Consider the following 17,950-nt stretch of genomic DNA (forward strand, 5'->3'; position numbering starts at 1 on the left):
ACATGGCGCGTGGAAAAAAAGGCCGTGCGGTCAGCGGCATTCTGGTGGTCAATAAGCCGCTGGGACTGTCTTCCAATCAGGTGCTGCAACGGGTGAAATTCCTGTTCGGCGCCCAGAAGGCTGGCCATACCGGCGCGCTGGATCCGCTGGCAACCGGCGTACTGCCGATCTGCCTGGGAGAGGCCACTAAGTTTTCACAGCTGTTGCTGGAGTCTGACAAAGGCTACGACACCACCGCGCTGCTGGGCGAAATCCGCTCCAGTGGTGACGGCGAAGGCGAGGTGATTGCGACCGCCGAAGTGCCGCCGCTGACCCATGCTGAAGTGGAAGCGGTGCTCGATCGCTTCCGTGGCGCTGTCGAGCAGGTGCCGCCGATGTTTTCAGCGCTGAAGCTCGATGGCAAGCCGCTGTATGAGCTGGCGCGTCAGGGTATGAGTGAAGAAGATATCCGTGCGGTCGCTGAGAAAAAGCGCCGTATCATCACCATCTATGAACTGCTGCTGCGCGAGCAGCGTGCCACCGAGCTGGATCTGTCGGTGCGCTGCTCGAAAGGCACCTATATCCGCACACTGGTGGAAGATATCGGTCAGGCGATTGGTTGCGGCGCTTATGTCAGCAAGCTGCACCGTACTCTCTGCGGGCCTTACCACGCCGGGCAGATGGTCACGCTGGAGCAGGTGCAGGACGCGGCCGAGCAGGGGTATGACGCACTGGATGCGTTACTGCTGCCGACCGAAACCGCTTTGCCCGACTTGCCGGAAGTGGCTCTGACACTGGCGGAAGCGGATAAAATCCTGCATGGACAGCCAGTCAGTACTGGCCTGCCCGCCAGTCCTTCTGTACAATTGTGGGCCGTTGAATCAGGCGTCCGGCAACTGCTTGGCATTGGCCGCATTGAAGAAGGCAAGGTAAAACCACAGCGTTTGCTGCAGGTGACACTGCCCTGACCGGAAGTTTTGCTTCAACCGTCGCCATCAGGCGGCACGCATCTCACTGTTAATGTGCACGGTGACGATGATCATATAATCCCGGACTTCTACAGATGTCCGCGCACATTCATGGAGTAAGTAAAGATGGCATTAACTGCTGCTACTAAAGCTGAGATTGTAAAAGAGTATCAAACTGCTGAAGGCGATACCGGTTCTCCTGAAGTTCAGGTTGCACTGCTGACCCACAACATCGTTGGTCTGCAGAGCCACTTCAAAGAACACGGTAAAGATCACCACTCACGTCGTGGTCTGATCCGCATGGTTAACCAGCGTCGTAAGCTGCTGGACTACCTGAAGCGTAAAGATGCTGCCCGTTACACCGCACTGATCGGTCGTCTGGGTCTGCGTCGCTAAGATCTCAAGCTTGCAGCAAAAGCCCTACGGGGCTTTTGTTGTATCTGGCCAGTCAGGCTATCCTGTTCTGCTTCTGCGGAATAACAACTACCTGCCAAGCTGTGGTGCCAACCCCACTATTCACAGGAATGTGGTGGTGCTTCTAAATATTGGCTTTGCACACGCATCGTTCTGCTCCGGCAAGACAGCGTCTGTCAGAGCAGAGTTAATATTTAGAAGTACCGGCAGTCAGCAGGTTTATCGGTAAATTTAAGGAAATACGAATACATGAGCACAAAACCTGTTGCTAAGACCAAAACCTTTCAGTTCGGTAACGACACCATCACCCTGGAAACCGGCCGTGTAGCCCGTCAGGCCGATGGCGCAGTACTGGCAACCATGGGTAAAACCCAGGTGCTGGCCACTGTTGTTGCTGCCAAAAGCACTAAACCAGGCCAGGATTTCTTCCCGCTGTCTGTTCACTATCAGGAAAAAATGTACGCCGCCGGCCGTATTCCTGGTGGCTTCCTGAAGCGCGAAAGCCGCCCTTCAGAAAAAGAAACCCTGACTTCCCGTCTGATTGACCGTCCTATCCGTCCGCTGTTCCCGGAAGGTTTCATGAACGAAGTTCAGGTTATCCTGACCGTTATGTCTTCTGAAAAAGAAGTGGACCCGGATATCTGCGCCATGATCGCCACCTCTGCTGCTCTGGCAGTATCCGGTGTGCCGTTCAATGGCCCTATCGGTGGTGCCCGCGTTGGCTTCACTGAAGAAGACGGCTACATGCTGAACCCAACCCAAACCCAGATGCAGGATTCCCTGCTGGACATGGTTGTGGCCGGTACCAAAGACGCTGTGCTGATGGTTGAATCCGAAGCTCAGGAACTGACCGAAGACGAAATGCTGGGTGCGGTATTGTTCGCCCACACCGGTTTCCAGTCTGCCATCACTGCCATCAACGAGTGGGTTGAAGAGCTGGGTGTACAGAAGTGGGACTGGACTGCAGAAGCCAAAAACACCGCACTGTACGAAGCGGTTAAAGCCGAAGCCGCCGCTGGTATCGGTGAGGCTTACACCATCTCCGACAAAATGGCCCGTTACGCCCGTCTGGACGAAGTGAAAAAAGCCGCCGTTGAAAAACTGGCTGCTGGTGAAGGCGAAGAAGGTTTCTCCGCTGACGAAATCGCTGAAATGGTTGGCGAGCTGAAGTACGAAGTGGTGCGTAACCGCGTGATCGAAGGCCAGCCGCGTATCGACGGTCGTGATAACGACACCGTGCGCCCGCTGACCATTGAAACCGGTGTGCTGAAAACCACCCACGGTTCAGCCATCTTCACCCGTGGTGAAACTCAGGCCATCGTTGTCACCACTCTGGGTTCAACCCGTGATGCGCAGATGATCGACTTCCTGCACGGTGCGAAAGACGATCCGTTCCTGTTCCAGTACAACTTCCCTCCATACTCTGTGGGTGAAGCTGGCCGTCTGGGCGCTCCTGGCCGTCGTGAAATCGGTCATGGCCGTTTAGCCCGTCGTGGTATCCAGGCGATGATGCCAAGCCATGATGAATTCCCGTACACCATTCGTGTGGTATCGGAAATCACGGAATCCAATGGTTCTTCTTCCATGGCTTCTGTGTGTGGTGCCTCTCTGTCTCTGATGGACGCCGGTGTACCGATCAAGGCGCCTGTTGCCGGTATCGCCATGGGTCTGATTAAAGAAGGCGACAAGTTTGCCGTTCTGACCGATATCCTGGGTGACGAAGATCACCTCGGCGATATGGACTTTAAAGTGGCCGGTACTGACGAAGGTATCACTGCTCTGCAGATGGATATCAAGATCGAAGGTATCACCGAAGAAATCATGGAAATCGCTCTGGAGAAGGCCAAAGCTGCGCGCTTTACCATCCTTGAGCAGATGAACACCGTGATTGCTGAGCCACGTAAAGAACTGGCGGAAAATGCTCCGACCATGTCTACCATGAAGATCCCGTCTGACAAGATCCGTGACGTGATTGGTAAAGGTGGCGCGACTATCCGTGATATCACCGAGAAGACCGGTGCGTCTATCGACATCAACGACAACGGCGAAATCAAGATCTTCGCTGCTGGCAAAGAAGCGTCTGATGCTGCCCGTCAAATGATCGAAGCCATCACTGCTGAAATCGAAGTAGGTACCACCTACACCGGTAAAGTCAGCAAGATCGTTGATTTCGGTGCCTTCATTACCGTTCTGCCTGGTAAAGATGGTCTGCTGCATATCTCCCAGATCAGCGAAGATCGCGTAGAGAACGTGTCTGACTTCCTGACCGAAGGTCAGATCGTTAACGTACACGTTGCCGATGTTGATCCTAAAGGCCGTATCAAGCTGACCATGAAAGGTATTGAGCAGCCTGCTTAATTCTTTCTGAGTTAAAAAAACCGCCCCGGTGCAAGCCGCGGCGGTTTTTTTGTGGACATTTATCCGTAGATATAACTGTTTTCTATTTATGTTCTGTCACGATTTCTTCAATAGCACTTATATTTTATGAAATAAGTAGCAATTTCATGGTCTGTGCTTATTAACTGTGAGTCTGTTAATTCCCTTTTATATGAGGTCTTGTGCCTTAATCTTTATAAAGAATATATGCGATCCTACTGCTTCAGCACTTCCGATTATCACTCAGAATCTAAGCCATATTTCTGATATTTATAGACTGAAAATCCGCTCACTGACCCGGATAGATAATGTTCATTGTCATTGTCTTTAAATGATCAATCGCTCCATCCTTTTGGAGGATGTTAGGGGAGCGATATTGGTGTATTTCTAAAGCCCCGTGGTTACCTCTTTATGGTTTTTACCGTAAAGGATTACAAATGGAGCTGTAAATGAAATATATCCTGCCAGGAATACTGACTGTACTTTTCTTTATTAATCCGGTTATCGCGTCGGCTAATGCCAGTGACGCACGGATGGTCGCATTTTTTCCTGTTGAATCTGAAGTCTGTCCTGCTGGTTGGAGTGAATATAAACCAGCCAAAGGCTATCTGATTCGTGGCACCGACAATACAAAACTGATCGGAACCCGCAAAGGTGATGCTATTGCTGACGCCAAAGCCCCCCTTCATCGTCATAAAATACAGGCTGATCTCCCCCTGGCAAGAGAAGGGCTGGGTTTAATCAGTGGTCCCCACGCGAGGGTAGACAACAGTAGCGTTAATGTTAATGGCTGGAGTGATACCTCTGACGGTGCGATGCCCTATATTCAGTACCTTATTTGTCAGGAAGACGTTCCCAAAACCGGAGAACCATCGCAGAGTATTTTCCTCCCGCGCAATACCGTGCAGTGGTTTACCGGCGGCTCTTGTCCTACAGGCTGGGCACTGTATGAACCTTTGATTGGCAATAAAGGACGTACTGCGTTGCCCTTGCCAAGGGATGCAGTGGCAACCAGTGTTGCTGCTGTGGTTGATGAAGACCCGAACTGGGTTAACCATGCGCATAAATTATTTTTTAATATGCCGGGTAAAGAAAACAACATCAGCCTGGAAGTTAACCACACGGATGATCCTTATTTTTTAAACCCCTTTCATAAAACCGATGTGGCCAAGTCATCTCTGCGGGAAATTGAGCGCCTGAGCGATGATGCGGTCCGCACTGATGTTCCCGCAAAATCGTTTGAAATTCTGATGCCTTATGTCTATCTGCGTCCCTGTCATAAAGAAAGCAATACCGTTAATGTGGCTGAACTTCCGGCCGGTATGGGGGTATTTTCAAAGAGCTTTTCCTGCCCAACGGGACTATACAATGTCGCGTCTTCCGCCGGTCGTTTTCTTGTCGGATTGCCTGAGCAAAAGCCGGGTTCAGAAAAACCTTTAAGTGGCACAGCATTCGGAGCTGAGCCATTAAAGTCAGAAGGAAAGCCAGAGCATTTCCACCGAGTTGATATTCCTGTTTCCCTGAATACCTGGGATATGGATACCTCGACTTTTCTGCCCTACAAAGATCATTTGAAGGGACTGAGCAAAGGCTCTTCGAAAGTAGAAGGAAAGACCGAATACGCGTCGATGATTTTCTCTTATGTACAGCTTAAGTTTTGCAAGGTTCAGGAATAAACGGACATTACCCACATAATCAGGGCCTGTTGTAGCAGGCCCCTGCAAGGAGCCAAGCCTATGAATCCCGCACATTCAGTTTATAAATTACCGCTATCTATTAATGCCAGCGTCGATACCATGATGGAGCATCTTGCTATCAAGCGGACTCCGGTAGCTGCCGACTCGCGTAATAAGCTTATTGCTATTCACCGTTCTCAGGATAATGACACTCGCCATAAAACCGATCTTATCGGTGTACGCCAGCAGCCTCATCCGGATTTAAAAAATGCCACTCAGACTATTCTGATGCATTACTTTGAAGATGAAACCAGCGCCTCAGGCTGGTCACATGAAGAAACTCCGCTGGAAGATGTTTATGATCCGGGCAGTAAAGAAAAGCTGCTCAGCGGTGTGCGTGAGCTGAGCGGTTTTCATCAGAATGGCATTACCTATTTATTTGTTCAGTATCAGTCACCGTCATCGCAGAACAGCTACAGCGTTAAAATCCTTTGGTCGGTTATGGAGAATGGCCGGCCCGTCTGGCAAGAAAAAAAATGGGATCACAGAGGAGATGATGCACGTTCCGTACTGTCCTCGGTTCGTCAGCTGTCCATTCATCGCCGCAATGACGGCCAGCACGTTATGTACGGCGTCACCCGCGGATTTGGCGATCCGGAGTTAGCGCGCGGAGAAGAAGAATTCTTCATGATTATTCCGCGGAAACCGGCTGATCTGTCGGCAATCACTCATCAGGATATTGCCTTTGATACCCTGCACGACAGCGATCATGAAATTCCGAATTGGGATGGTATTGAAAATGCCAGTATCTATCAGCTGGCAACACCATTGGACGGTGAAGCTGATAGTGATGAAAACCGCTACACATTGCTGCGGTTGCGTAACGGGAAAATTGAATTCCACACTACCAGAGTATTACCTGTCAGCCGCTTTTATGCGCAGCCACGTTTAAGTTTTGATCGTGGTTCTGTACTGGTTGACAGTCAGGGTGTCGATTTATCTTCAGCCAGAATTTTTTCCGCTCCTGCCGGACCTGAGGATGCCCTGCTGGTTCATCAGCCTTCTGGTGATCTGGGGATTCTGGAAAATATTCACTCAGCCCAGCCGGGTTATCGTTCGCTTCTGCAGGAGGCAGGCCCCGCTGACATTGACCGCTTAAGTATCGGTGTCGTAGGACACCCGGGGAGCACTGATGCGAGCCTTGCCATTTTTGCAACACCGGCAGGTCAGAATACGCTGTGGCTGTTACGTCTGGATGCCCATGCGTCTCAGAGCTCCTGGGTATGTCTGGGTGATCAGGTCAGCGACATCGCCTGTCCGAGAATTATGCCTGACGGTGCGGAGCTGTTTCAGGTTTCGCCGCAGGCCGGAAAAATAGAGTTCAAGCGTCAGCATCCCCAGACTTACAGCTGGACGACCAATGAGCTTGCGGTAGCCACCTCCGATTTAGCCGGAGTAACCCCGATAAATGCGCATGTCGTTGATATTGAGGTTACAGATGCGAACTTTATTCCCTGTCCACACCGGGAAATTACATTAACCAGCGATACCCCTTGTCTGCTGTATATCGATGGTGTGACCTATCGCGTGGGACCAAGACTGCCGTTAACTCTTACCAGTAATGGTTATGGTCGTATCCGCGGCGTTATTCCGGCTGATGGTTTAAAAGCGCCGGTATTTACCGTGAATACGGCGGATGCTGCGGCCATCAGGGTTTATCCTAATGGCCGTCTCAGTGAACGCCTTGCCGGTAATGCCAAAGGCTTTAATGTCAGTAAAAGTATCGCCGAGCTTGCTCCGGCGGAGCACCGCACAGCGGTTAATCAACTGATTAAGAGCTATGGTGATGCAGCCAGTAAGTCGAAGCGGGGAGTGAACTGTGACGGAACGCTGCGGAAACAGTATCGGCTCAGCTCTCAGGGGAATGGTTTGTTTGTCGATGAAACCTCAGTTGGGAATACACTGAGTGCTGCTCCACTGGAAGGGTTTGCCGGAGATATCCTGAATCATATCCGCCAGGGATTTAATGATATTAAGCAAATGGTGGTTCGGGTTTTTGATGCCAGTGTTGAATTCCTGATTCAGACCGGTAATGAAATCCTGAAATTTACCAACAGTGTGTTTGACAGCATCGTTGATGGTTTTGAAGCGCTGGCAGACTTTCTCTCAGAGGTGTTCGAAAAACTGGGCGACGTGGTAAAGGATATAGGGAAAAAAATCCTTGATGCCGTCAGTTTTGTTTTTGGTGGCAAAGACGTCTTTGCTGCCAACGATGCTTTACAAAGTACTATCAAATCCGGATTCATGACAACTTCTTCCAATCTTGTGAAGCTTGGGACGAGGATGAACTCGGAGTATCAAAGGCATATTGATATTATTGATGAACACCTTGATTCATTGATCGATCAGTCGCAAAAAGCAAAAAATGTACGCTCAGCAAGTGCAGAACAGGGGATGTCTTTTGGCGGGGTTGATATTCCGGCACCTTCAGCTCTGGTTAAAACCAACAGAGCGGGTAGTGATGTTATGGGCGGAAATCAGGGTAAGTTTGATGAAGCGAGTCCTGATGTCAGTGCAGAGAAAACTGAAGCGGATGTAATCAATAATTTACTGAAGAAACTCCGCTCAAACTATGAAAAAGATGTGGCTGGAGTGATTCGTGATATCGGCGATAAACTCAGCTCGGACAGCTCGTTTCTTGAAAAGCTGAGTTCCATGCCACTGGAGATTATCCGGTTATTAAAAGGTGTTATAAAAACGATCGCTAAGCTTGCAGGAGACGTTCTTGAAGCGGCTGTTAAACTGATTGATATTCTTCTTTCCCGTTTGTTTGAAGCATTTGAAAGTAAAATTGATATTCCGGTTCTGAATACGCTGGTCCAGCTTTGGTCTGGCGATAATGAACGGAAGCTTTCTTATTTTGACATTATTACCTTACCATTTGCTTTTATCGGTACTGCTATCTGGAAAATTGTTTCAGGAAAAGCAATTGTGACATCCGAAATGAACGAGGAATATATACCGTGGGTCGATAACCTTCCTGCGGTAATGGATTTTTCTTCAGTCGGGGGACCCAGGAAGAAAGTTAAACACAGATCGCTTGGTGCTGCCGCTGTTTCTGATGAATCCACAGATCCTTCGGACAGTTTTAAGAATATCTATGGTTTTTTGGAGATAATGGCCGCACTGACTATTATTGCTGCACTTGCCGGTATTCTGGTTGGAATGACGGCCCAGCCTGTTGCAACGGTTGCAGAGATTACCACCACAAGTTCCGGTCCGGCAGGAGTCGTTGTTATGATTATGACACTGATACCGGTATTGCTCGTTCTTACACAGAAAATTGTTACGCTGTTTTATGAAATATATGAGGGAATACGTATTCCATCTGGCGAGTCTTTAAATGCGGATGAGAAGGCTAAAAATACTGGTCTGGTAATATTGATATTTGCCATTATCGCCGTTGCAATGCTGATCGCTATTATCGGTGTTGTCGTCAAAATAATACTCAAAATACCAGGCTACGTTGTAAATACGATACTGAATGTATTATCGATTATCGCCGGTGTTGGCTTGCTGGGATACGCTGTCTATAACATCGTCGAGCATGCGATTTCCCATGGTAACAATGGCAACGATGAGCATTTGTGGGGAATTGGCCTTGAAGCTGCTTCGGGTGTTGGCAGCCTGATTTCTATCGCGGCAACGATCTGTGTGATCATTGCCAGTAATCTGATAAAAGGTGAGGTTATTTCCGGAGCTGTTATGACGGCAGTGGCGGTTGGTCTGCAAACGACCTCAACCATTATCTCAAAAGGAGCAACCATTATAGAGGGCGGGCGTACAGCTGAGGCTCTGGCTAAGGGCAGGCCTAAATCAGAAAGCTGAGTTCTTTACGGGGCTCAGTTCAGGCCTGAATATCAATAAAGCGACCGCGACGGGATGTGCCGTCGCTTGCTGAGGTATTCAGGAATGCCTGTATTTCGGGACGCTGCGGATCACTGACCAGACTGCGTGTGCTGATGCCGGGACTCTCGCTGTTGTCGTCACGTACAGGCAGATATTCCGCTGTTGCTGTAGTTGTTGCTGCTGCTTCAGCGGCGGGGTTAAGCGGATTGCTGTCAGCCTGAGTACGGGAACGCTGACTGTCATCCCGGCTGTTAATTCGTGCTGTCTTTTCAACAGTCTCCGCTGCCAGGCTGTCCGGCTTTTTCGCCAGGGCAGGTGCAGAAGTGCCAGAAGCTTTCAGCGGACTGACAGGGCTGCTGTTATAGCCAGTTAAGCCGGATGAAGGCAGGATGTTCATGCAGGAAATCTCACAGATTCTGAGCGCGTAAGAGCTACTATAGCGGCAGATTTATGCAGCGTCAGATGTGTGGCTGATTTAATCGGCGGAATATCCTGTCACGATCCCCAGTGAGCGTAGCGCTACCGGATCGTGACAAAAATATGCCGGATTATCACCTTATAAAAGCGTCATTAACCCGTTCTTTTATCGCCTCAGGCGGTTTCACCCGGCAGGCAGAACTCACCTTTCATATAGGCAAAGCAACGTCCGGCAATCAGCACCCGATCGTGTTCCAGCTGTAGCATGGCATCTCCGCCACGGGCCGAGCACTGCCAGCCGTTGAGCTGGGTTTTGCCCAGTTTTTCGCTCCAGTAAGGGGTCAGTGTACAGAACGACGAACCGGTTACCGGATCTTCATCCAGACCCTGACGCGGAGCGAAGAAGCGGCTGACAAAATCATAGCCTTCGCTGTCACTGCGGGCGGTTATCATGACGGCAAAGGTTTCTAACTGGCTGAGCAGTGCCTGGTTGGGGCGGCAGTTGCGCAGAGCCTGCTCACTTTCCAGCTCAACCAACATATCGCGGGCATTACAGATGGCGACCACCTTCTGACCAAGGGCTTGTTCCAGCTGTTGCTGCAGCAGCGGATTGTTAATCATCTCTCCCGGGCGCGCCGGAAAATCCAGCTGTAGCATAGTATTGTCGCCGCCATTACTGCGCAGTGCGCGCACGGTCAGATTGCCGGCTTCCTGAGTCGAGAATGGGATAATCTCGCGCAAATCCTGCAGTTCATTACGGATAACCCAGGCGGCCGCCAGTGTCGCATGTCCACAAAGATCCACTTCTGTCGTCGGAGTGAACCAGCGAATATGGTAAATACCGTCGCTGTTTTTAACGAAGAAGGCGGTTTCAGACAGATTGTTTTCGGCCGCAATGGCCTGCATCTGCTCCTCATTCAGCCACTCTTCCAGCGGTACGATGGCGGCAGGGTTGCCACTGAAACCGTTAACAGATTGGCGGATAAAGGCATCAATTTTGTAAACAGAATAACGCATGGAGGCTTACCGGCGATGTGTGTATTACCGATAGTAACAGGCGTATCAGCGATATGGGAGAGACAAGTTGCTATAAAATAATGGCAAGCAGCCGGTTTTCCCGGCTGCTTTATCAGGGATTAATCCAGCAAGGCAATATCCAGATATTCAGGTACTTCCACCTCCCAGTTAAACTCGTCTTTTAAATGCCGGCGCATGGCGTCGGCGGCACAGCTTTCACCGTGAGTAATAAAGACTTTGCGTGGTTTGCCGGGCATTTTCTTCAGCCAGTCCGATATTTCCACATAATCCCCATGGCTGGATAAAGCCTGGAGGTTGGCTATCTCAGCCTGAACCTGACAGTACTGGCCATGAATTTTAATATGGTCCGCCCCCTTGGTCAGACTGTCGCCACGGGTACCGGCTGCCTGATAACCAAGAAACAGAATACTGTTACGCGGATCAGATACCAGAGCCTTCAGATGGTGAAGAACACGCCCACCGCTGGCCATACCGCTGGCGGAAATAATAATGGCCGGTGTTTTCTTTTCCACCAGAGCGATGGATTCTTCGGTGGTTTTTACATAGATGGTCATATCATCCATACGGCTGCAGTCGTCTTCTGTCAGTTTATGCAGATCGTGATGGCTGAAGAAAATAGAGGTCGCACGGATTGCCATCGGGCTGTTCAGATACACCGGCAATGATGGAATACGTTGCTGATCACGCAGGCGCTGCAGGTAATGTAAAACCAGCTGCGCACGTCCGACGGCAAAAGCCGGCATTAATACAATACCGCCGCGCTTATAGGTGCGGTTAATCACGTCGGCAATGGCTTCCTCGGCATCAATCTCTTCGTGGCGGCGGTCGCCATAGGTTGATTCCACCACCAGATAATCGGTGGCCGGAAGTGGCTGTGGCGGATACATAATGGCATCGTTACTGCGACCAACATCACCGGTAAAGGTAATGCTTTTTCCCTGAAATTCCAGACGGATAGAGGTCGCGCCAAGAATGTGTCCGGCGGGAATAAACTGTGCGGTCATACCGCCGGGAAGAGTCAGGGTTTCTCCCTGAGGAACATCTTTAAATTGCTTCAGAACTTTGCGTGCGTCTTCTTCGGTGTAAAGCGGTTCTGCCGGATCATGCTTTGAAAATTTCTTTTTGTTGGCATAACGCGCATCTTCTTCCTGCAGAAAACCGGCATCCGGAAGCAGTACTTTGCAGAGTGCATGAGTAGCTTCGGATGAATAAACCGGGCCGTGAAAACCGCGCTTCATCAATGCCGGTAAAAAACCGGAGTGATCGATATGAGCATGGGTAAGTAATACGGCATCAACCTGGTCGGCCGGAAAAGGCAGCTCATTCCAGTTACGGCGGCGGACATTTTTTATTCCCTGAAATAAACCGCAGTCGATCAGAATTTTGTAGCGATCATATTTAACCAGATACTTGGAACCGGTAACGGTACCGGTAGCGCCGATAAACTGAACCTGAAACGGACTCTGCATAGGGATATTCCTTGCGGAACACGAGGTCATTCTTTAACAGGCAAGGCACCGCAGGACGGTTTTTTACCCACGAATTTCTCAGTGTTTCCTTTATCATGAGTGAAGTGAAAAATCATTCTGGCAGATACAACGAAGCATGGGAAACGCTGTCAGAGCAATCGTTGATTTACCGCAAGGTGATGGGCTGCGCACGGGCCTACACTGCATACTGCTAAATAGGGTGTATTTATGGATACTCAGCTCGACTTCTTACATCTGCGACGGCTCGGAATTAACACGCATCAGGAGCCGGTGGTTTATATGCGCCAGGATTGTCAGGTGGCAATTTCAGAGGGATTTTATGCGCATAGCCGGGTAGAAGTGCACTGTGGCGAACAGAGCGTTATCGCCACTCTGGTTCTGGTGTGCAGCGATTTATTATCCCACGAAGAAGCCGGCCTGTCGGAAGCCGCATGGCACCGGCTGGATTGCCCTGCCGATGGCGTGCCGGCGCGCTTTCATCATGCCCGTCCGGTCGAGTCTATGTCTTTTGTACGCGGGAAACTCTACGGTCAGCGCTTCAATGCCGAGTCTGCAAAAGCCATTATCGAAGATATCAAAGCCGGCCACTACAGCGATATTCAGCTGTCAGCCTTTGTTACCGCCTGCGCCGGCGACCGCCTTGACCTTGATGAAACCATTGCCATTACCCGCGCAATGGTTGGCAGTGGCCAGCGCTTTGACTGGTCATCCGACAAAGTGATGGATAAACATTGTGTGGGCGGTCTGCCAGGTAACCGTACCACGCCGATTGTAGTCGCCATTGTGGCTGCCAATGGGCTGCTGATGCCAAAAACCTCCAGCCGTGCCATTACTTCACCGGCAGGAACCGCCGACACCATGGAGAGCATGACCACGGTAGCGATGAGCTTCGGGCATATGCGTGAAGTGGTTGAGCAGGAGGGTGGCTGTCTGGCATGGGGCGGTTCGGTCAGCCTCAGCCCGACCGACGATATTGTTATCCGCGTAGAGCGGGCACTGGACCTCGACAGCGAAGGCCAGCTGGTGGCTTCAGTAATTTCCAAGAAAGTCGCAGCGGGTTCCAGACAGGTGCTGATCGACATTCCTGTTGGCCCAACCGCCAAGGTGCGTTCGCAATCCATGGCGCAGACTCTAAAGCAATTGCTGGAAAAAACCGGCGCAGCACTGGGACTGGATGTGCGCACGGTTATTACCGACGGTAATCAGCCTATTGGTCGTGGTATAGGTCCTGCGCTGGAAGCGCGGGATATTCTGCAGGTGCTGCGCAATGACGGCCATGCACCGCAGGACCTACGGGAAAAATCCCTGCAACTGGCCGGTATTCTGCTGGAAATGGGCGAAAAAGCCGCTACCGGTCAGGGCTATGCTCTGGCGCAACGCACGCTGCTGGATGGCAGTGCGATGAAAAAGTTCGAAGCCATCTGTATGGCGCAGGGCGGTTTCAGCGAACCGCCGGTCGCCGAATTTACCCATTGTATCCGCGCCCCGAACAGCGGTGTGGTTGCCTACTTCAATAACCGCTTTATTGCCCGTCTGGCATCCCTTGCCGGAGCACCGAATGCCAAGGCCGCTGGTATTGAATTGCATGTGACGCTGGGTGATGAGGTGGAAGCCGGAGCACCGTTATTTACCCTGCATGCAGAGGCGCCGGGTGAGCTGGCGTATGCGCTGGATTTTCTTGATGGCCATACCGATGTTATCCGCATCGAAGAGCAAATGGTTTAAAAAAACAAAGGAGCCGGAGAACCTCAGCGTTCACCGGTTTCCTGATAATAAAACGACAGGCAGAAATATTATGACAACACATCTCCTCTGCCTTGACGGGCATGAGTCGCTGGCGGAGTCGCTGGCGCAACAACTCAGCAAGGCAGGTACAGAAACCCGGCTGCTGGCTCTGGAAAGCCGGCATTTTCCCGATGGTGAACTCTATTTTAATTTGCCGGATATTATTCAGGGTGACGATGTTATCGTACTTTGTCAGCTGCACCAGCCCAGCGATAAGGCTCTGGCGCTGTGGTTTATGGCACGCCATCTGCGCGAATTCGGCGCGCGCCGAATTGGTCTGGTAGCGCCTTATCTCGCTTATATGCGTCAGGATATCCGCTTTCAGCCGGGTGAGTGTTTAACTTCAAAATACTTTGCTGAGCTTATTAATCAGAATTTTGATTACTTAATTACCATTGATCCGCATCTGCATCGTTACCACAGCCTGAGTGAAATTTATTCCATTCCGGCGCAGGCCCTGCATGCCACCGACAGCATCGGCCAGTACCTGAAACAGAATGTGAATAAACCACTGGTGATCGGCCCGGATGAAGAGAGTGAGCAATGGGCAAAAGACGTTGCCCATATAGCCGGATGTGATTATCTGGTACTGCGTAAAACCCGCAGTGGTGACCGTGATGTCGCCATTCATATACCGGATGTACAAACCTATGCCGGTCATCAGCCGGTTCTGGTGGACGATATTATTTCAACCGGTCGTACCATGCTGCGTACCGCCGATGAACTGATTGCGCAGGGATTGAATAAGCCACTGTGCATTGGCGTGCATGCGGTGTTTGCCGAAGGCGGGCCTGGTGTTCCGTCGGCCGATGAAGAAATGCGCGCCGGTCCTATCGCCGGCATTGTTACCTGCAACTGCATTCCTCATGCGACCAACGGCATTGATATCAGCCCGTTACTCGTGCCGGCCATTCAGAATATGCTGACTGTTGCGGCTGCTTCAGGAGAGACATTATGAGTCTGAATCTGTATCAGAAACTGAGTGAACGCTATAAAACTCAGGAAATCGAAGCGGAAGCACGCAGTCATCGTGAATACGATAAAGACTTTGCCGCCTGGGCCGCCGGGTGTGGTGTTATTAAACATACCGCAGCTACCCAGTTACAGGTATTTGAGCTGGCGACCACCCTGCTGGAAGCCGGTCTGATTGAACATAAAGCAGAATGCTACCGCAAACTGACGGCTCTTGATCAGCTGACCAATCAGGCAATGTGGCTGGTTGTGCATATGACCTACGCCAAACATGTTTTTCTCGACGGCCGTGACTTAACCGCCGATGATTTTAAACGTGATCCGCAAGGACATACCGGTGGCTCGCTGAATATGGTTCCGGCTTATGCTGCGTTGCTGGCTGTTAACAGTTTAACCGGTCAGCACCGTGACTGGCTGATGGGGCAGGGTCACTGTGTCGCGGCCATTGATGCCGTGCAGTTGTTATCCGGTACTGCCTTGCCGGAACGGAAAAAACAATATCCGTTAACCGATGAAGGCTTAAGCCGTTTCGCACAGGATTTTTATAATTACCGTGTACGCGCCGATGGCAAGCCATTATCACCACTGGGCAGCCACGTTAACGTTAATACTGCCGGGGCAAAAATCGAAGGTGGTTATTTAGGTTTTGCCGGTTTGCAGTATGTGCATCAGCCATTACCGGGCGAGCGTCTGGTCGCTTTTTTAAGTGACGGTGCCTTTGAAGAACAGCGCGGCAGCGACTGGGCGGCACGCTGGTGGCGGGCGGAAGACAGCGGTCTGGTTAGCCCGGTGATGATCGCCAATGGCCGCCGTATTGATCAGCGCACAACGGTGGCGCAGCAGGGCGGCAGTGCCTGGTTTATGGAGCACCTGAGTAATCAGGGATTTGCGCCTTTTATTATTGATGGCCGCGATCCGGCTGCCTTTGTCTGTGCCATTTATTTTATGGAACAGCATTTAAGCCATGCTGCTGCTACCGTTGCCAGTGGTGCCGCGAGCTATCCGCTGCCTCTGCCTTATTGTATTGCCGAAACTATTAAAGGCTACGGTTTTCCCGGAGCCGGAACCAATGCCGCCCACGGTTTACCATTGGGCAGCAATCCGCGTCGTGATAACGAAGCACTGAATTTTTTCCATCGTGGTGCCAAAGCATTGTGGCAGGAAGAAAATCAATGGCGTGCTGCGGTGGCCGAATTAACCCAGCCAAAAACACCGCTGCAACCGGTTGCCGTAACCATTAACCGCCATGACCCGCACTGGTTAAAAGAATCACTGGCACCAATGGCTGCCATCGATAATTACTTTGTCGATCTGGTGGAAGTGAATCCGCACTTACGGGTGCGTGTCGGAAATCCGGATGAATTGCGTTCCAACCGTATGAACCAGACGCTGGATTTATTAAAACACCGCGTCACCGATCCGGAAGAAGGCGTCGCCGAAGCGGTCGACGGTTGTGTTATTACCGCACTCAATGAAGAGGCCGTGGTCAGTGCCTGTCTGGCCAATCAGTCGGGTCTGAATATGGTGGTTTCTTACGAAGCCTTTGCCACCAAAATGCTGGGTGCCTTACGTCAGAGTATTATTTTTTCCCGTCATCAGAAAGAAGCGGATGAGCCCGCTTCGTGGTTGGGTATTCCGGTTATTTCGACGTCGCACGTCTGGGAAAACGGTAAAAACGAACAAAGCCATCAGGACCCTAGCCTGGCCGAAAGCCTCTTGGGTGAAATGGCCGACATGGCGCGTGTGGTTTTCCCGGCCGACGGTAATTCTGCGATGGCCTGTTTAAAAGCCTGCTATGGCGATCTGGGTACTATCTGGAATCTGGTAGTTCCCAAATCCACCATGCCAGCCGTGTTTGATGGCAAACAGGCCGCTGCTCTGGTACAGGACGGAGCCATCTGTGTGCGTGGAAATTGTGCTTCAGATCTGCAGCTGGTGGCCTGTGGTGCATTCCAGTTACAGCAGGCATTAAAAGCGTCTGACCGGTTAAAAGAAAAAGGCGTGGCTCACTCGCTGATTTATCTGCTGGAGCCGGGCCGCTTCCGTATTGCGCGTGATGAATTTGAACAGAATATTCAGGCTGACCCGCAGGTGCTGGATTCATTATTCCCGGCGCGGGTACAGCAGCGGGTGTTTATGGTGCATACCCGTCCGGAAGTTATTCTGGGGCATTGCCGTATGCTGGATCTGGGACCGCAGCGCACCGTTGCACTGGGTTATGTTAATCAGGGCGGCACGCTGGATACCGAAGGACTGCTGTTTGCCAACCGCTGCACCTGGGCCGATGCCCTGGCAGCGCTGGCCAGGCTGAGTCAGCGTGATCCGCTGGAGTGGTTAAGTGCAGAAGAGTGGGCCGCTATTCGCGGCGAAGGTGATCCGTACGATGTGATTAAGCATCCGTATCCGTAAACATTCCTACGGATTTGGTGGGGCAAAAGGGAAGCATGGTTTCCCTTTTGTCCCACCGTTTGGAGTGTCATGGTATCACTCCAGGCTGAAGCTTCATCGATTACTGTTTTCAATCGGAAGCGCCTTTCCGGGGCTCCGCCCCTGGCCCCCTGTAAGGAGAGGTATCTCCTTACGATCCTCTCTTTTCGGCGCGTCCGGCTTCATCCAGCCAACTGCAATGATTATGCGGCACGCAAAACAATTCACCCCGGAACGACGTTTTAAAATACCAATAATTTGTATCGTTCCGGGGCAGGGTTTTGCTCTGAAGGCCGCAGAATCATCTGGTTGTCTGGCGCCGCACGATCGCCGGTTTAAGCAATCCGCTCAGCCATATTTCAACGAAAACCGTGTTTGCGACATGATATTTAAACGAATACGTTTGATCTGAAACGCGGCAGTGCGGTGATGGTTTTCTGCGCCTCTGGGGCCGCCGCAGAAACCGCGGATATGTCTGGTCTGTCCGCAGGGATGCGGA

General features: G+C 51.2%; 11 protein-coding genes. 8 read left to right on the forward strand and 3 right to left on the reverse strand.

Features of this window, described 5'->3' with window-relative positions; translation table 11 throughout:
• Positions 1-2: 2 nt before the first annotated feature.
• The 5 genes from truB to HUF18_RS18255 all read left to right on the forward strand — a co-directional run bounded on the left by truB (position 3) and on the right by HUF18_RS18255 (position 9,301).
• Positions 3-947 carry a tRNA pseudouridine(55) synthase TruB gene (truB, locus tag HUF18_RS18235; protein ID WP_225693284.1) on the forward strand — a complete coding sequence of 315 codons (945 nt, stop codon included), beginning with the start codon at positions 3-5 and terminating at the stop codon, positions 945-947.
• Between the two features lie 126 nt (positions 948-1,073).
• On the forward strand, positions 1,074-1,343 hold the full coding sequence (rpsO, locus tag HUF18_RS18240) for a 30S ribosomal protein S15 (RefSeq protein ID WP_145466093.1): 270 nt from the start codon (positions 1,074-1,076) through the stop codon (positions 1,341-1,343).
• Positions 1,344-1,610: 267 nt separating this feature from the next.
• Positions 1,611-3,719 (forward strand): polyribonucleotide nucleotidyltransferase, encoded by a 2,109-nt coding sequence (gene pnp / locus HUF18_RS18245; RefSeq protein ID WP_145466091.1) that lies wholly within the window; start codon positions 1,611-1,613, stop codon positions 3,717-3,719.
• A 467-nt stretch (positions 3,720-4,186) separates the two neighbouring features.
• A complete protein-coding gene (locus tag HUF18_RS18250) occupies positions 4,187-5,413 on the forward strand; it encodes a hypothetical protein (RefSeq protein ID WP_225693285.1) in 1,227 nt (408 codons plus the stop codon).
• A 60-nt stretch (positions 5,414-5,473) separates the two neighbouring features.
• A complete protein-coding gene (locus HUF18_RS18255; RefSeq protein WP_225693286.1) occupies positions 5,474-9,301 on the forward strand; it encodes a hypothetical protein in 3,828 nt (1,275 codons plus the stop codon).
• Positions 9,302-9,320: 19 nt separating this feature from the next.
• On the opposite strand, the gene HUF18_RS18260 is transcribed toward HUF18_RS18255, so the two are convergent.
• From HUF18_RS18260 to HUF18_RS18270, 3 genes are all read right to left on the reverse strand, one after another.
• Positions 9,321-9,719 carry a hypothetical protein gene (locus tag HUF18_RS18260; RefSeq protein WP_225693287.1) on the reverse strand — a complete coding sequence of 133 codons (399 nt, stop codon included), beginning with the start codon at positions 9,717-9,719 and terminating at the stop codon, positions 9,321-9,323.
• A 194-nt stretch (positions 9,720-9,913) separates the two neighbouring features.
• Positions 9,914-10,756, reverse strand: coding sequence for a PhzF family phenazine biosynthesis protein (locus tag HUF18_RS18265; RefSeq protein WP_225693288.1), 843 nt, complete (start codon positions 10,754-10,756; stop codon positions 9,914-9,916).
• Between the two features lie 119 nt (positions 10,757-10,875).
• Complete coding sequence (locus tag HUF18_RS18270; RefSeq protein ID WP_145466078.1) at positions 10,876-12,246, reverse strand: MBL fold metallo-hydrolase; 1,371 nt, start codon at positions 12,244-12,246, stop codon at positions 10,876-10,878.
• A 228-nt stretch (positions 12,247-12,474) separates the two neighbouring features.
• Here HUF18_RS18270 and HUF18_RS18275 point away from each other — a divergent pair, with 228 nt between their 5' ends.
• The 3 genes from HUF18_RS18275 (at position 12,475) to HUF18_RS18285 (ending at position 17,433) form a co-directional block, all read left to right on the forward strand.
• Positions 12,475-13,992, forward strand: coding sequence for a thymidine phosphorylase family protein (locus tag HUF18_RS18275; protein ID WP_225693289.1), 1,518 nt, complete (start codon positions 12,475-12,477; stop codon positions 13,990-13,992).
• A 70-nt stretch (positions 13,993-14,062) separates the two neighbouring features.
• Positions 14,063-15,010: a ribose-phosphate pyrophosphokinase gene (locus HUF18_RS18280; protein WP_145466074.1), complete on the forward strand. Its 948-nt coding sequence runs from the start codon at positions 14,063-14,065 to the stop codon at positions 15,008-15,010.
• Positions 15,007-17,433 (forward strand): xylulose 5-phosphate 3-epimerase, encoded by a 2,427-nt coding sequence (locus HUF18_RS18285; protein WP_225693290.1) that lies wholly within the window; start codon positions 15,007-15,009, stop codon positions 17,431-17,433. The genes HUF18_RS18280 and HUF18_RS18285 overlap by 4 nt, the downstream gene beginning before the upstream one ends.
• Positions 17,434-17,950 lie beyond the last annotated feature (517 nt).

The sequence above is a fragment of the Thalassolituus sp. ST750PaO-4 genome (assembly GCF_020320405.1).
Taxonomy (GTDB): Bacteria; Pseudomonadota; Gammaproteobacteria; order Pseudomonadales; family Oceanobacteraceae; genus Venatoribacter; species Venatoribacter alkanivorans.

What these genes read in the sequence shown, in the direction of transcription:
- truB (WP_225693284.1), top strand. Translation starts at nt 3, where the DNA reads ATGGCGCGTGGAAAAAAAGGCCGTGCGGTCAGCGGCATTCTGGTGGTC.
- rpsO (WP_145466093.1), top strand. Translation starts at nt 1,074, where the DNA reads ATGGCATTAACTGCTGCTACTAAAGCTGAGATTGTAAAAGAGTATCAA.
- pnp (WP_145466091.1), top strand. Translation starts at nt 1,611, where the DNA reads ATGAGCACAAAACCTGTTGCTAAGACCAAAACCTTTCAGTTCGGTAAC.
- HUF18_RS18250 (WP_225693285.1), top strand. Translation starts at nt 4,187, where the DNA reads ATGAAATATATCCTGCCAGGAATACTGACTGTACTTTTCTTTATTAAT.
- HUF18_RS18255 (WP_225693286.1), top strand. Translation starts at nt 5,474, where the DNA reads ATGAATCCCGCACATTCAGTTTATAAATTACCGCTATCTATTAATGCC.
- HUF18_RS18260 (WP_225693287.1), bottom strand. Translation starts at nt 9,719, where the DNA reads ATGAACATCCTGCCTTCATCCGGCTTAACTGGCTATAACAGCAGCCCT.
- HUF18_RS18265 (WP_225693288.1), bottom strand. Translation starts at nt 10,756, where the DNA reads ATGCGTTATTCTGTTTACAAAATTGATGCCTTTATCCGCCAATCTGTT.
- HUF18_RS18270 (WP_145466078.1), bottom strand. Translation starts at nt 12,246, where the DNA reads ATGCAGAGTCCGTTTCAGGTTCAGTTTATCGGCGCTACCGGTACCGTT.
- HUF18_RS18275 (WP_225693289.1), top strand. Translation starts at nt 12,475, where the DNA reads ATGGATACTCAGCTCGACTTCTTACATCTGCGACGGCTCGGAATTAAC.
- HUF18_RS18280 (WP_145466074.1), top strand. Translation starts at nt 14,063, where the DNA reads ATGACAACACATCTCCTCTGCCTTGACGGGCATGAGTCGCTGGCGGAG.
- HUF18_RS18285 (WP_225693290.1), top strand. Translation starts at nt 15,007, where the DNA reads ATGAGTCTGAATCTGTATCAGAAACTGAGTGAACGCTATAAAACTCAG.